This window comes from Variovorax paradoxus, assembly GCF_000834655.1.
In the GTDB taxonomy this organism is placed as follows: Bacteria; Pseudomonadota; Gammaproteobacteria; order Burkholderiales; family Burkholderiaceae_C; genus Variovorax; species Variovorax paradoxus_F.
Map to the genome: position 1 here is coordinate 76,630 of NZ_JXQQ01000044.1, position 12,780 is coordinate 89,409.

12 protein-coding genes and 2 riboswitches are annotated in these 12,780 nt (G+C 68.6%); of the genes, 7 read left to right on the top strand and 5 right to left on the bottom strand.

The annotated features are described in order from the left end of the window. Window position 1 precedes the first annotated feature (1 nt). Complete coding sequence (rfbD, locus tag RT97_RS18745; RefSeq protein ID WP_042580313.1) at window positions 2-892, bottom strand: dTDP-4-dehydrorhamnose reductase; 891 nt, start codon at window positions 890-892, stop codon at window positions 2-4. Continuing rightward, window positions 889-1,962 carry a dTDP-glucose 4,6-dehydratase gene (gene rfbB, locus RT97_RS18750; RefSeq protein ID WP_042580314.1) on the bottom strand — a complete coding sequence of 358 codons (1,074 nt, stop codon included), beginning with the start codon at window positions 1,960-1,962 and terminating at the stop codon, window positions 889-891. Before rfbB ends, rfbD begins: the two co-directional genes overlap by 4 nt. A 116-nt stretch (window positions 1,963-2,078) precedes the next feature. Beyond that, window positions 2,079-2,171, top strand: a riboswitch (glycine riboswitch). 11 nt (window positions 2,172-2,182) lie between these two features. Then, window positions 2,183-2,304: riboswitch (glycine riboswitch) on the top strand. A gap of 90 nt (window positions 2,305-2,394) precedes the next feature. Between rfbB and RT97_RS18755 the strand changes: the two genes are divergently transcribed. Further along, window positions 2,395-3,696, top strand: coding sequence for a D-amino acid dehydrogenase (locus RT97_RS18755; RefSeq protein ID WP_042580315.1), 1,302 nt, complete (start codon window positions 2,395-2,397; stop codon window positions 3,694-3,696). A 94-nt stretch (window positions 3,697-3,790) separates the two neighbouring features. On the opposite strand, the gene RT97_RS18760 is transcribed toward RT97_RS18755, so the two are convergent. The 3 genes from RT97_RS18760 to RT97_RS18770 form a co-directional block, all read right to left on the bottom strand. Further along, window positions 3,791-5,068 (bottom strand): FIST signal transduction protein, encoded by a 1,278-nt coding sequence (locus RT97_RS18760; RefSeq protein WP_042580367.1) that lies wholly within the window; start codon window positions 5,066-5,068, stop codon window positions 3,791-3,793. A 45-nt stretch (window positions 5,069-5,113) separates the two neighbouring features. After that, window positions 5,114-5,869: a PhaM family polyhydroxyalkanoate granule multifunctional regulatory protein gene (locus RT97_RS18765; protein ID WP_042580316.1), complete on the bottom strand. Its 756-nt coding sequence runs from the start codon at window positions 5,867-5,869 to the stop codon at window positions 5,114-5,116. 65 nt (window positions 5,870-5,934) lie between these two features. Next, window positions 5,935-7,380: a PLP-dependent aminotransferase family protein gene (locus RT97_RS18770; protein WP_042580317.1), complete on the bottom strand. Its 1,446-nt coding sequence runs from the start codon at window positions 7,378-7,380 to the stop codon at window positions 5,935-5,937. 90 nt (window positions 7,381-7,470) lie between these two features. Between RT97_RS18770 and RT97_RS18775 the strand changes: the two genes are divergently transcribed. The 6 genes from RT97_RS18775 (at window position 7,471) to RT97_RS18800 (ending at window position 12,767) form a co-directional block, all read left to right on the top strand. After that, a complete protein-coding gene (locus RT97_RS18775) occupies window positions 7,471-8,070 on the top strand; it encodes a LysE family translocator (RefSeq protein ID WP_042580318.1) in 600 nt (199 codons plus the stop codon). A gap of 55 nt (window positions 8,071-8,125) precedes the next feature. Further along, window positions 8,126-9,088 carry a DMT family transporter gene (locus tag RT97_RS18780; protein ID WP_042580319.1) on the top strand — a complete coding sequence of 321 codons (963 nt, stop codon included), beginning with the start codon at window positions 8,126-8,128 and terminating at the stop codon, window positions 9,086-9,088. 97 nt (window positions 9,089-9,185) lie between these two features. Continuing rightward, window positions 9,186-10,388, top strand: coding sequence for a PLP-dependent aminotransferase family protein (locus RT97_RS18785; protein WP_155403842.1), 1,203 nt, complete (start codon window positions 9,186-9,188; stop codon window positions 10,386-10,388). 13 nt (window positions 10,389-10,401) lie between these two features. After that, on the top strand, window positions 10,402-11,064 hold the full coding sequence (locus tag RT97_RS18790) for a LysE family translocator (protein ID WP_042580320.1): 663 nt from the start codon (window positions 10,402-10,404) through the stop codon (window positions 11,062-11,064). Window positions 11,065-11,069: 5 nt separating this feature from the next. After that, the gene (locus RT97_RS18795) at window positions 11,070-11,711 is read left to right on the top strand and encodes a glutathione S-transferase family protein (protein WP_042580321.1); all 642 of its coding nucleotides are present in this window, start codon (window positions 11,070-11,072) and stop codon (window positions 11,709-11,711) included. Window positions 11,712-11,843: 132 nt separating this feature from the next. After that, window positions 11,844-12,767 carry a PhzF family phenazine biosynthesis protein gene (locus RT97_RS18800; protein WP_042580322.1) on the top strand — a complete coding sequence of 308 codons (924 nt, stop codon included), beginning with the start codon at window positions 11,844-11,846 and terminating at the stop codon, window positions 12,765-12,767. The last annotated feature ends 13 nt before the right edge of the window (window positions 12,768-12,780 follow it).

Genomic DNA, 12,780 nt, shown 5'->3' on the forward strand with positions numbered 1-12,780 from the left:
GTCAGAAGGTCTCGCGCAGCATGCGGGCGACGCCGGACTGCCATTCGGGCAGCACGAGGCCGAAGGTCGATTGCAGCTTGGTGGTGTCCAGTCGCGAGTTGTGCGGGCGCGTGGCGGGCGTCGGGAATGCGGTCGTGGGCACGGGCTCGACCGCCTCGGGGCCGGCCTTGAGCTCCACGCCGGCGGCCTTCGCCTGCTCGATCACGAAACGCGCATAGCCGTGCCACGTGGTCACGCCGCCGGCCACCGCGTGATAGAGCCCGGCCTTGGACGGGTCCTGCAGCGTTGCGCGAATGGCGTGCGCGGTGATGTCGGCCAGCAATTCCGCGCCGGTGGGCGCGCCGAACTGGTCGTCGATGACCGTGAGCTTGTCGCGCTCCTTGGCGATGCGAAGCATGGTCTTGGCAAAGTTGCCGCCGCGCGCGGCATACACCCAGCTGGTGCGAAAGATCAGGTGCTTGGCGCAATGCTGGGCCACCAGTTGCTCGCCTTCGAGCTTGGTGCTGCCGTACACGCTGAGCGGGCCGGTCGCGTCGTCTTCTTTCCAGGGCTTGGCTCCGCTGCCATCGAAGACGTAGTCGGTCGAGTAGTGAACCATCAGCGCGCCGATCCGCTGCGCCGCTTCGGCCACCACGCCGGGCGAGGTGGCGTTGAGCTTGCGGGCGAAGTCGGGCTCGCTCTCGGCCTTGTCGACCGCGGTGTGCGCCGCGGCATTGACGATGACGTCGGGGCGCACCTCCAGCACCGTCTCGGCGAGTTGCTCGGGGCGGCTGAAGTCGGCGTTGAAATCGGTGCTGTCGAAATCGAGCGCGACAAGTTCACCCAGGGGCGCGAGGCTGCGCTGCAGCTCCCAGCCGACCTGTCCGCCCTTGCCCAGCAGCAGCAGCTTCATGCGTTGGCTTTCGTGGTGTCGTATTGCTTTTCGACCCATTCGCGGTACGCGCCGCTTTGCACGTTGCGCACCCACTCGCCGTTCGCGAGGTACCACTCGACGGTCTTGCGGATGCCGCTGTCGAAGGTCTCGGCGGGCTTCCAGCCGAGTTCGCGCTCGAGCTTGCGCGCGTCGATGGCGTAGCGGCGGTCGTGGCCGGGGCGGTCGGTCACGTAGGTGATCTGTTCCTTGTACGGCTTGCCGTCGGCCTTGGGGCTCAATTCGTCGAGCAGCGCGCAGACGGTGTTGACGATCTCGATGTTGGGCTTCTCGTTCCAGCCGCCCACGTTGTAGGTCTCGCCGAGCTTGCCCGCTTCGAGCACGCGGCGAATGGCGCTGCAGTGGTCCTTCACGTAAAGCCAGTCGCGCACCTGCATGCCGTCGCCGTACACGGGCAGCGGCTTGCCGGCCAGCGCGTTGACGATCATCAGCGGGATGAGCTTCTCTGGGAAATGGAACGGGCCGTAGTTGTTCGAGCAGTTGGTGGTGACCACCGGCAGGCCGTAGGTGTGGTGCCAGGCGCGCACGAGGTGGTCGCTGGCGGCCTTGCTGGCCGAGTACGGGCTGTTGGGCTCGTACTTGTTCTCTTCGGTGAAGGCCGGGTCGGCCTTGGAAAGCGAGCCGTAGACCTCGTCGGTCGACACGTGCAGGAATCGGAAGGCTGCCTTCTGGTCGGCAGGCAGCGCATTCCAGTAGCCGCGCACGGATTCGAGCAGGCGGAAGGTGCCGAGCACGTTGGTCTGCACGAAGTCTTCGGGACCGTGGATCGAGCGATCGACGTGCGATTCCGCGGCGAAGTTAACGATTGCCCGCGGTTTGTGTTCGACCAGCAGGCGGTCGAGCAGCGCGCTGTCGCCGATGTCGCCCTGCACGAAGATGTGGTTCGGATTGCCCTTGAGCGACGCGAGCGTCTCGAGGTTGCCCGCATAGGTCAGTTTGTCGAGGTTCACGACCGGCTCGTTGCCTTCTGCAATCCAGTCGAGTACGAAATTGGCGCCAATGAAGCCTGCGCCGCCGGTTACCAGGATCATGGGGTCCCCTGTTGTTGTCGAACAATCGCCCTCCGGCGAAATGAATGGATGATTATCCCATTGGCCCGCAGGGCCGAAACCTGGGGTTGGCGCATGCGAAGCCCGCACCTACAATCGCCCCCACTGCAGGAGAGCGGGCCACCCCGGTGGCCCTACCGAAGGCGCAAACTCCCATAAACGCTCAGGTCGGCCCGAACAGGGGGTCAGTACTGCATCACATCGAACGCCGTCTGGAGAGCCATCGCACCCCGCAAAAAGGTGTCGCGATGCACCGAAGGAGCAAACCCGTTGCAAGGTGCAACAGTGGTGAATCTCTCAGGTACCGAGGACAGGGGGAGCGGCAACTTGGACAGCGGACGTCCGGTTGCTTGCTATTGAATCAATAGCACACCGCGCCCGCCATCCAAGCGCTGCACCTCAAAGGTATTTGCAATGCGCGTGATCGTTCTTGGCGCCGGCCTGCTCGGCGTGACTTCGGCTTATTACCTCCAGCAACTCGGCCACGAAGTGACCGTGATCGACCGGCAGGCCACCCCGGCCGCCGAAACCAGCTTCGCCAACGGCGGGCAGATCTCGGTGAGCCACGCCGAGCCCTGGGCCAACCCCAGTGCGCCGCTCAAGGTGCTGCAGTGGCTCGGCAAGGAAGACGCCCCCCTGCTCTTTCGCATCCGTGCCGACATGCGCCAGTGGCTCTGGGGCCTGCAGTTCCTGCGCGAATGCACCCCGGCGCGCACCAGGCACAACATCGAGCAGATCGTGCGCCTGGGCACCTACAGCCGCGACACGCTGCAGCAATTGCGCCGCGACACGGGCCTCGCCTACGACCAGCGCACGCAGGGCATCCTGCATTTCTATACGACGCAAAAGGAGTTCGACGGCGCCCTGGCACCCGCCGAGCAGATGCGCGCCCTCGGCTGCGAGCGGCTGGTGATCTCGGCCGACGAGGCGGTGAAGATCGAGCCCGCCCTCGCCCACATCCGCCCCCAGCTGGCCGGCGCCACCTACACGGCCGAGGACGAATCGGGCGACGCGAATCGATTCGCGCGCGAACTCGTGGGCCTCGCGGCCGCGGCCGGCGTGAAGTTCCTCATGAACCACACGGTGACCGCGCTGCGCGAAGCCGGCGGCAGCATCGACCACGTCGAGGCCACCGACAACGAAGGCCGCTTCCAGCGCATCCGCGGCGATGCCTTTGTGCTGGCGATGGGATCGCTCAGCCCGCTGTATGCGGCGCCGCTGGGCATCCGCCTGCCGATCTATCCGGCCAAGGGCTATTCGGTGACGCTGCCCGTCAAGGACGCCTCGAAGGCGCACCAGGTCTCGCTGACCGACGACGAGTTCAAGCTCGTGTTTTCGCGCTACACGTCGGAATCGGGCGACCGCCTGCGCATCGCCGGCACGGCCGAGCTCAACGGCTACGACCGCGACCTGAACCGCGTGCGCTGCGAGGCCATCGTGCGGCGCGTCGAGGAACTGTTCCCCGGCGCGGGCGACACCACGCAGGCCCAGTTCTGGACGGGCCTGCGGCCCGCAACGCCGAGCAACGTGCCGATTATCGGCAAGACGAAGCTGCCGAACCTGTACCTGAACACCGGCCACGGCACGCTCGGATGGACGCACGCCTGCGGCTCGGGCAAGTCGATCGCGCGGATCGTGAGCGGGCTTGCGCCCGAGGTGGACTTCGCGTTCACCGGCATGCCGGCGCCGCAGCCGCGCGTGCTGCAGCCGGCCTGATCGCGGCCCGTCAGAAGGTGCGAATGATTTCGGCGTGCCGGAGCGGGCGTGCCTTGGCGCGATGAGCGGGTACGGCGGATTCGTTCACACCGTCTCAGTCCTTGCTGGTGAACACCGTCAGCACGCCGGTGTACCCATACAGGTGATGCCGGGCGATTTCGCCCGCGGCGAAGAAGCCGACCAGCGGCACGTCGCCCAGCGCGTGGCGCACGATCTGCAGTTCGGCGCCCGGTGCGCCGAAGTGCGGACCGCCGCGCCCGGAGCAGCTCACGTACACCGCTCCCGAAATGCGGCGCGCGGGGTGCGGCGCCGCCTCGGCTTCGCCGGCGGCCACGGCGCGGGCGGTGGCCAGCGTCTGTTCTTCGGGCTCCAGCTCTTCGCGAATCTCGGCGCAGATGCGCATCAGGTCGGCCCGCGCCGCCTGCGCGTTGCGCCGGCAGAAGGTCAGCCGCATGCCGGCCTCGGCCACGTCGGCGATCGCGATGCCGCGGCGCGTCGGGTCCAGGCCGATGATGTGGCGCACCAGCACGTCGGCGCCCAGGTCGCCGGTGCGGCGCACGCCGTCGCTGCCCGCATCGGCCAGGCCGACCAGCGTGTTGCGCACGGCGTCGATGGCCTCCTGCGGGCGGTCGAGCGACACCTGCAGGTCGGCCAGCAGCACGTCGAGCGCGGGCTCGCCGTCCAGCTTGAGCAGGAGGTTGCCGTCGGCCTCGGTGATCTCGCGTTCGCGCACGCCCGAGCGCAGCGGCTGGCAGCCCTGCGTGACGCGCGAGACCAGGCGCACGCCCTCGCCGAACACCACGCCCGAGAGGCCGCCCGAGAACACGCCGCCCGCGGCGCCGTGCCCGCGGATGTTGCCGTTGCCGCCCACCGCGAACTGCAGCGCGCCAGCACGGCCCGACGAGAGCCCGCCGAAGAGGTAGCCGGTGTCGACGCGGCCGGCCATCTCGCCGATCAGCTCGGTGAGGTCGGGCGTCGCGGGGTCGGCGTGGACGAGCGCGGTGTGCGCTTCGAACCCGCTCATCTCCGAATTGCTCAGCGGCGCGACGCCCGAGAACACGCGGTACTGGTCGCTGGGCAGCGCGCAGAGCATGAGGCTCATGCCGGGCTCGTCGAAATATTCGGCGTTGTTGGCCGAGACACCGATGCCCACGGTGCCCGACCAGTCGGTCACCTCGGGCAGCTCGGCGCCCAGGTGATCGAGGATCTCCTGCGCCTCGGCCGCGTAGTGGTCGGTGATGTAGAGCAGCCCGAGCGTCGGTGACGACGCGTAGTCGGGCAGGGCCATCTGCGCGCGCAGCTGGGCCAGCACGAGGCCGGCCGCCATGCGCCATTGCGGGTGGGTGGCATGGCCGGAGGGAAACAACTTCATGATGCGTGCCAACCCGTTCTCTTCAAAAGTGGAATGTGTAGGACGTCAGCGGCGGCCGGTGGTTCGCTTGCGGGCGGCGGTCGACGTCTTTTTCTTCGCGGCGGGCGTTGTCGCCTTTCGTGCCGCGGTCTTGGCTGCCGGCTTTTTTGCGGCGGCCGTCTTGCCCATCGCCTTGCCGACCGCGTCGGCCAGCGGCTGGGCCATGGCGGGGACCTTGAGCTGGGCCGCGTCCTGCAGCGCCGAGCTGGCGATCTGCTGGAACTGCTCGGTCAGCGAGCCCCACCACTGCATCGGATCGACCACGCCGGCGCCGTCTGCAGCGGCAGCCGCCTTGCTGCGCGGCTTTTTCTTCGGAGCGGGTGCTTCTTCTTTCTCGATCTCGGCTTCGTCTTCTTCCTCGGCCGGCTCGGGTTCGGGCGCCGCGGCTGCGAAAGGCGTTGGCGCCGGCGCCGGAGCGACGGCCGCGGCCTGCTTGGTGAACGCGCTCGCCAGGTCCTCCATCCGCACGTTCATGCCGCGCAGGGTCGAGAGCGTCATCTTCTGCACCTCGAGCGCCTGGATCGTGGCCTTGAGCGCATGGCCGTTCTGCTCGAGCCAGTACTGCACGGTCTTAAGTTCCTGGATGCGTTTGTCGACCTCTTCCACGCTCAGCGTGGGCGCCACCCAGCTCGCCAGGCTCGGGATGCCCGGCACCGACGATGCGGCACCGGCGCCTGCGGCGGCGCCCCCGGCCAGGTTCTTCAGGAAGTCGAATCCGGGGACGAACTGGCTGAAGTTGAAGGGTTGGCTGGCGTTGGTCATGCGGGAGGTCTCCAGGCTGGGTTTTCTTGTGCTGCCAGCTTACTCCAAGCCTCCGGCGTCCGGCCTCAAAGCTCGCTTCTGACCTTGCTGAAGACCTTCCAGAAAGTCGCATCCTGCGAGGTCGCGAAATTGATCCGCATCATGGTGCTGGGCGGCCGGCGCGCATGGAACAGCGAGCCCGGCGCGAGCAGGTAGCCCTGGTCGAGCATGCGCTGGGTGAGCGCGTCGGTGTCGACGCCCGTATCGACCCAGCCGAAGAGCCCCGCCGGCTCCGAGGCGAAGGTGCATCCGTGCGACATCGCGAGCTTCACCGACCGCCCGCGCGCACCGTCGAGCCGGATGCGTATGCGATCCGCGTGCCGGCGCAGCTGGCCCTGGTCGATGCACCACGACAACGCCCGCTCGAAGAGGGTGGGCGAGGTCAGCGTGGCCAGCAGCTTGGTTTCCAGCAGCCGCTCCTTCAGCGCGGGCGATGCGGCCAGGAAGCCGATGCGCCAGTTGGGCGCGATGATCTTGGCGAAACCGCTCACATAGACGGTGCGCTGCAGCCCGTCGAGCGCGCTCAGCCGCGTGGCGTGCTCGGGCGCGAGGTGGCTGTACGTATCGTCCTCGACGATGTGGAAGTCGTGCTCGTTCGCGAGCTTGAGCACCCGGTGGGCGCTCCCGGGCGTGAGGCTGTAGCCCGTCGGGTTGTGCAGCACGCTCACGCTCACGAAGAGCTTGGGCTTGTGCAGCGCGCAGTACTGCGCCATCACTTCCAGGTCGGGCCCGTCGGCGCGGCGCGGCACGGGCAGGATGCGCATGCCCAGCGCCTCCAGCCGCGCGAATTCGAGCGCCCAGCCCGGCTCCTCGACCATCACCGGGTCGCCCGGGCGCAGCAGCGTGCGGCTCACGATGTCCAGCGCATGGGTGGCGCCGATGGTGGTGATGATCTGGTCGGGCGCGGCAGGCACGTTGATGCCCACGAGCTTTTGCGAGAGGCTGCGGCGCAGGCTCATGTCGCCCGAGGGCTCGCCGTACTGGAGCGACAGCTCCTGCAGCACGGCTGTACCGGTCATGCGCCGCACCGCCGTGGGGATGAAGGTCGACGTCATCCAGTCCGGCGGGAAGACGCCCATGCCCGGCTGCGGCTTGTCGCTCGGGCGGTGGAACATGCTGCGGATCAGCGAGCTCGCGTCGGCCGGTACGCGCGAGGCCATCATCTGAACGGCCATGGCCGCCGGCATGTCGCCCACGCCGACGGCGTCGGAGGTCTTGCCCGAACGGCCTTCCTGCACCTGCGCCGAATCGCGCACGTAGAAGCCGCGCTGCCTGCGGGCTTCGACGAGCCCCTGCGCGAGCAGCTGGTCGTACGCGGCGACCACGGTGTACGGGCTCACGCCCTGTTGCCGCGCGCACTCGCGCACCGAGGGCAACCGGGCGCCGGGCGGCAGCAGCCGGGTGCGGATGCGCTCGGCCAAGCGGTCGGCCAGCTGGCCGGTCAACGACTGGGTGGAGGTTCGTGTCAGCATGCTGTGTCGATGGCTTCACCAATACAGATGACCTGTTTGTCCGGTTATCTGTACTGGAACTGTAATGGTCACAAGTTTAGAGTCTGTGTCATGAACTGGCAAGAATTCACCGCGCTGCTGGTGCTGGCCACGGCGATGAGTTTTTCGCCCGGTCCCAACACCACGCTTTCCACCGCCCTGGCGGCCAACGGCGGCCTGCCGCGCGCGATGCGCTTCGTGGTCGCGGTGCCGATCGGCTGGACGCTGCTGCTGGCGATCTGCGCGGCCGGCCTCGGCGCGCTGGTGGTGGCGGTGCCGCCGCTGCGCCTGGCGATCAAGGCGCTGGGCATCGGCTACCTGCTGTGGCTGGCCTGGAAGCTCAGCGGCAGCGGCACGCTGGGCAAGGCCGATGGCGCCAGGCTCAACGTCGGTTTCGGCCAGGGCGTGATGCTGCAGTTCGTCAACATCAAGGCGTGGCTCCTGGCGCTCACGCTGGTGGCCGGATGGATCGCCGGCCAGCCCGATGCGCTCTCGCGCTTTGCCATCGTCGCGCCGGTGATGCTGTTCTATGCCTTCACCAGCAACTTCGCCTATGCGCTGGTCGGCGCGCTGCTGCGCGACTGGCTCGCCAGGGGCAAGCGCCTCCTGTGGTTCAACCGTGCGATGGGCCTGGTGCTGGTGCTCACGGCGTGGTGGATGGTGAGCGTATGAGCCGCCGGGCCGCTCCCAAGGCGAATGCCGCAGTGCGCAGCGCGGAGGCTGCGCAATGAGCAAGAAGCTCGACATCAAGGACGAAACGCTGGGCATGTGGCTCGGCGTGATCGGCGTCGCCATGTTCGCCATCACGCTGCCGATGACACGGCTGGCCACCGGCTCGCAAGACGCACCGCAGCTCTCGCCCTGGTTCGTCACGCTCGGGCGCGCGGCGCTGGCGGGTGTGCTCTCGGCCATCTTCCTGCTGGTCACGCGCTCCCCGCGGCCGGCCGCACACCAGTGGAAGCCGCTGGGCATCGCGGTGCTGGGCAACTGCATCGGCTTTCCGCTGCTGCTGGCCTATGCGCTGCGCGTGGTCACGGCCAGCCACGCGGCGGTGGTGACGGCGCTGCTGCCGCTGGTGACGGCCGCCGTTGCGGCCTGGGTGCTGCACCAGCGCGCGCGCCTGGGTTTCTGGCTCTGCGCCATCGCGGGCAGCCTGCTGGTGGTGGTGTTCTCGGTGCTGCGCGCAAGCCAGAGCGGCCATGGCTTCGGCTTCGAATGGGCCGACCTGCTGCTGGTGGGCGCGGTCATCGCCGCCTCCTTCGGCTACATCTACGGCGCGCAGATCACGCCTTCGCTGGGCGCCGAGCGCGTGATCTGCTGGGTCTGTGTGATGGCGCTGCCCTTCACGCTGCCGGCCACGCTGGCGCTGTGGCCGACGCAGCCCATCGCCACGACGTCGTGGCTGGGCTTCGTTTACGTCGGCATGTTCTCGATGTGGATCGGCTTCTTCGCCTGGTACCGGGGCCTCGCCCTCGGCGGCGCGCTGCGCGTGAGCCAGACGCAGTTGTTGCAACCCTTTTTGTCGATCCTCGCGTCGATCCCGATCCTGGGCGAACCGCTCGACGTGGTGACGCTGGGCTTCGCCATTGCCGTGGTCGCCACCGTGGTCATCGGCAAGCGTCTCTCGCAGCCGCCGGCCGCACTCGCCGCAGCGCCGCTCCCCACGGGCGCGGCCGGAAGAAGCCGATGACCACGCCCCTTCACGCCGCCTGCAACAAAATCCTGGTTGCATCCCTCGGCGACCTGCCATCGAATCTCACCTCACCCCGCCTGAAAGAAGAAACGCCATGAACTGGAAACTCGCCGCCCGCGCCGCCAAGATGAACCCGTCGGTGCTGCGCGAAATCCTCAAGGTCACCGAACGCCCCGGCATCATCAGCCTGGCCGGCGGCCTGCCCTCGCCCAAGACCTTCCCGATCCAGGCCTTCGCCGACGCCTGCGCCGAGGTGCTGCACAACGACGGCCAGGCCGCGCTGCAGTACGCCGCGAGCGAAGGCTACGCGCCGCTTCGCCAGGCCGTGGCCGACATGCTGCCGTGGACCGTCGATCCCGCGCAGGTGCTCATCACCACCGGCTCGCAGCAGGGCCTGGACCTCGTGGCCAAGGTGCTGATCGATCCGGGCAGCAAGGTGCTGGTGGAGACGCCCACCTACCTCGGCGCGCTGCAGGCCTTCGGCCCGATGGAGCCGAATCCGATGAGCGTGGCGAGCGACGAAGACGGCGTGATCGTCGACGACCTCGTGGCCAAGGCGAAGGACGCGCGCTTCGTCTACCTGCTGCCCAACTTCCAGAACCCCACCGGCCGCACCATGACCGAAGAGCGCCGCGCCGCCGTCTCGGCCGCCGCCGCCGAAGCGGGCCTCCCGATCATCGAAGACAACCCCTACGGCGAACTCTGGTTCGACGAAGCGCCGCCGCTGCCGCTGACGGCGCGCAACCCCGAAGGCTGCATCTACCTGGGCTCGTTCTCCAAGGTGCTGGCGCCCGGCTTGCGCCTGGGCTTCCTGGTGGCACCCAAGGCCATCTACCCGAAGCTCCTGCAGGCCAAGCAGGCCGTCGACCTGCACACGCCGATCTTCACGCAGCGCATGGTGTCGGCCGTGATGAAGGACGGCTTCCTCGACCGCCACGTGCCCACCATTCGCGCGCTCTACAAGCGCCAGCGCGACGCGATGATGGCGGCGCTCACCCGGGAGATGGCCGGCCTGGATGTGAAGTTCAACGCGCCCAAGGGCGGCATGTTCCTGTGGGCGCGCCTGCCCGAGGGCATCGACACCGTGAAGCTGCTGCCCAAGGCGGTCGAGCGCAACGTGGCCTTCGTGCCCGGCGCGCCGTTCTATGCGGGCCTGGGCGATCCGCGCACGCTGCGCCTGTCGTTCGTGACGGCCAGCGTGGAAGAGATCGACACCGCCATCGCCGCCCTCGCGCTCACGCTGCGCGAAGAACTGGCGCTGCTCGGCGAGCACAAGCTCGCGCCCGCATCGGTGTGAGGGGGCGGGGACGATGATCGGCATCGCGACGCTCTCGCTCTTCCTGCTCGCCGTGCTGGCGCTGTTCCTCTCGCCCGGCCCGAACATGGCCTTCGTGCTTTCGCACGGCGTGGCGCACGGTCCGCGCGGCGGGTTCGCCGCGGCGATCGGCATCTCGGCCGCCGACCTGGTGCACACGCTCTTCGCGGCGACCGGCGTCACCGCGCTGGTGGCCGCGTGGCCGCCGTCGTTCGACCTGCTGCGCTATGCAGGCGCGCTGTACCTGGTGTGGCTTGCGGTGCAGGCGCTGCGCCATGGCGGCCTTCGCATGGATGCGCAGGCGCAGCCGGCCGGCTTCGGGCGCATCGTGCGCATGGCGCTCCTGAACAACCTCGTCAATCCGAAGGCGCTGCTGTTCTTCATGGTGTTCCTGCCGCAGTTCGTCGATCCGTCGCGCGGCAGCGTGCCGCTGCAGCTGGTGCAACTGGGCATCGTGCTGTCGGTGGCCGCGCTCGCCTTCAACACGCTGCTGGGCGCCTGCAGCGGGCAGGTCGGGCGATGGCTGCAGCGCCGGCCCGGCGCCGAAAGATTCCAGCGCACGCTGCTCGCGCTGGTGATGATCGGCCTGGCCATCCGCCTGCTGATGCTCGACCGACCCGCCGCACCAGGGGCTGCACTTTCCGCACAAGGACACTGAACACCATGCTCAATATCTGGGGCCGCATCAGCTCGATCAACGTCCGCAAGGTGGTGTGGTGCGCGCAGGAACTCGGGCTCGATTTCCAGCGCACCGAGGCCGGCGGCAAGTTCGGCGTGGTGCAGACGCCCGAATACCTCGCGCTCAATCCGAATGCGATGGTGCCGACCATCGACGACGGCGAAGGCGCCGAGCGCGTGACGCTCTGGGAGTCGAACGTGATCGTGCGCTACCTCTGCGCGAAGCATTCGCACGGCACCTTCTATCCGAGCGAGCTGCCCGCGCGCTTCGACGCCGAGCGCTGGATGGACTGGCAGCAGACCACGCTCAACCGCGCGAGCCGCGACGCGTTCGTGCAGTGGGTCCGCACGCCGCCCGCCGAGCGCCAGCCCGCGCTCATCGACGCCTCGGTGCGCGAGAGCGAAGCCCTCTTCGCCATGCTCGATGCGCACCTTGCCCAGCGCGCCTACATGGGCGGCGACCGCTTCACGATGGCCGACATCCCCGTCGGCTGCGAAGCGCACCGCTGGTTCGGTCTGCCCGCCACCGAATACCGGCGGCCGAGCTGGCCGAACGTGGAACGCTGGTACGCCGACCTCCTCTCCCGCCCGGGCGCCCGCGGCGTGCTCGACCTGGGACTGGAATGACCCCCAGTCTTCGCGCACTTCGTGTCGCTTCGCCAACCCCCTCGCAGGGGGCGACACCAGTGGCCCGGCGGAGCCGGTTCCACGGTGTCTCCTTGACTGACATTGCCCTCTGACCTGAACCGTTTGAATCCGATGAAATCCCGCCCCTTCAAGCAAGTCGACGTCTTCACCGCCACCGCCTACTTCGGCAATCCGCTGGCCGTGGTGATCGATGGCCAGGACCTGGACGACGCCGCCATGCAGCGTTTCGCGCAGTGGACCAACCTGTCCGAGACCACCTTCCTCCTGCCGCCGACCGAACCGACGGCCGACTACCGCGTGCGCATCTTCACGCCCGGCGGCGAGCTGCCCTTTGCCGGGCATCCGACCATCGGCACCTGCCATGCATGGCTCGAGGCGGGCGGCAAGCCCAAGGTCGCGGGCCGCGTGGTGCAGCAATGCGGCGCCGGCCTCGTTCCGCTGCGGCGCGACGGCGATCGCCTGGCTTTCGCCGCGCCACCGCTCAAGCGCAGCGCCCCGAGTCCCGCGCTGCTGGCCAAGGTGGCCGGCGCGCTGGGCCTGAAGGCGCAGCAGGTGGTCGCGGCGCAGGTGCTGGACAACGGCCCGGTCTGGTTCGGTATCTTGCTCAACGATGCCGACGCCGTTCTGGCGCTGCAGCCCGACCACCGCGCGCTGAAGGAACTGGGCGTGAAGGCCGGCGTGGCGGGCGTGCCCGCGGCGCACGACACCTCGCTGCTCATCGGCCGCTCCAACCGCGAGGCGCGCGCTTTCGGCAACCGGCCCGCCACGCCGAACGAAGACGGCGCGAAGATCGACCTGGAAGTGCGCGCCTTCGCCGAGCCGATCGGCGTGCAGGAAGACCCGGTCACCGGCAGCCTGAACGCGAGCCTGGCCGAATGGCTGATCGCCGACGGCCACATGCCAGAGCGCTACCTGGCCGCGCAAGGCCAGTGCCTGGGCCGCGCGGGCCGCGTGTACATCGAGCGCGACGGCGAAGGAAAGATCTGGGTCGGCGGCGATGCCGTGACCTGCGTGGACGGCAACGTCACGCTCTGAAACAGGAACTGCC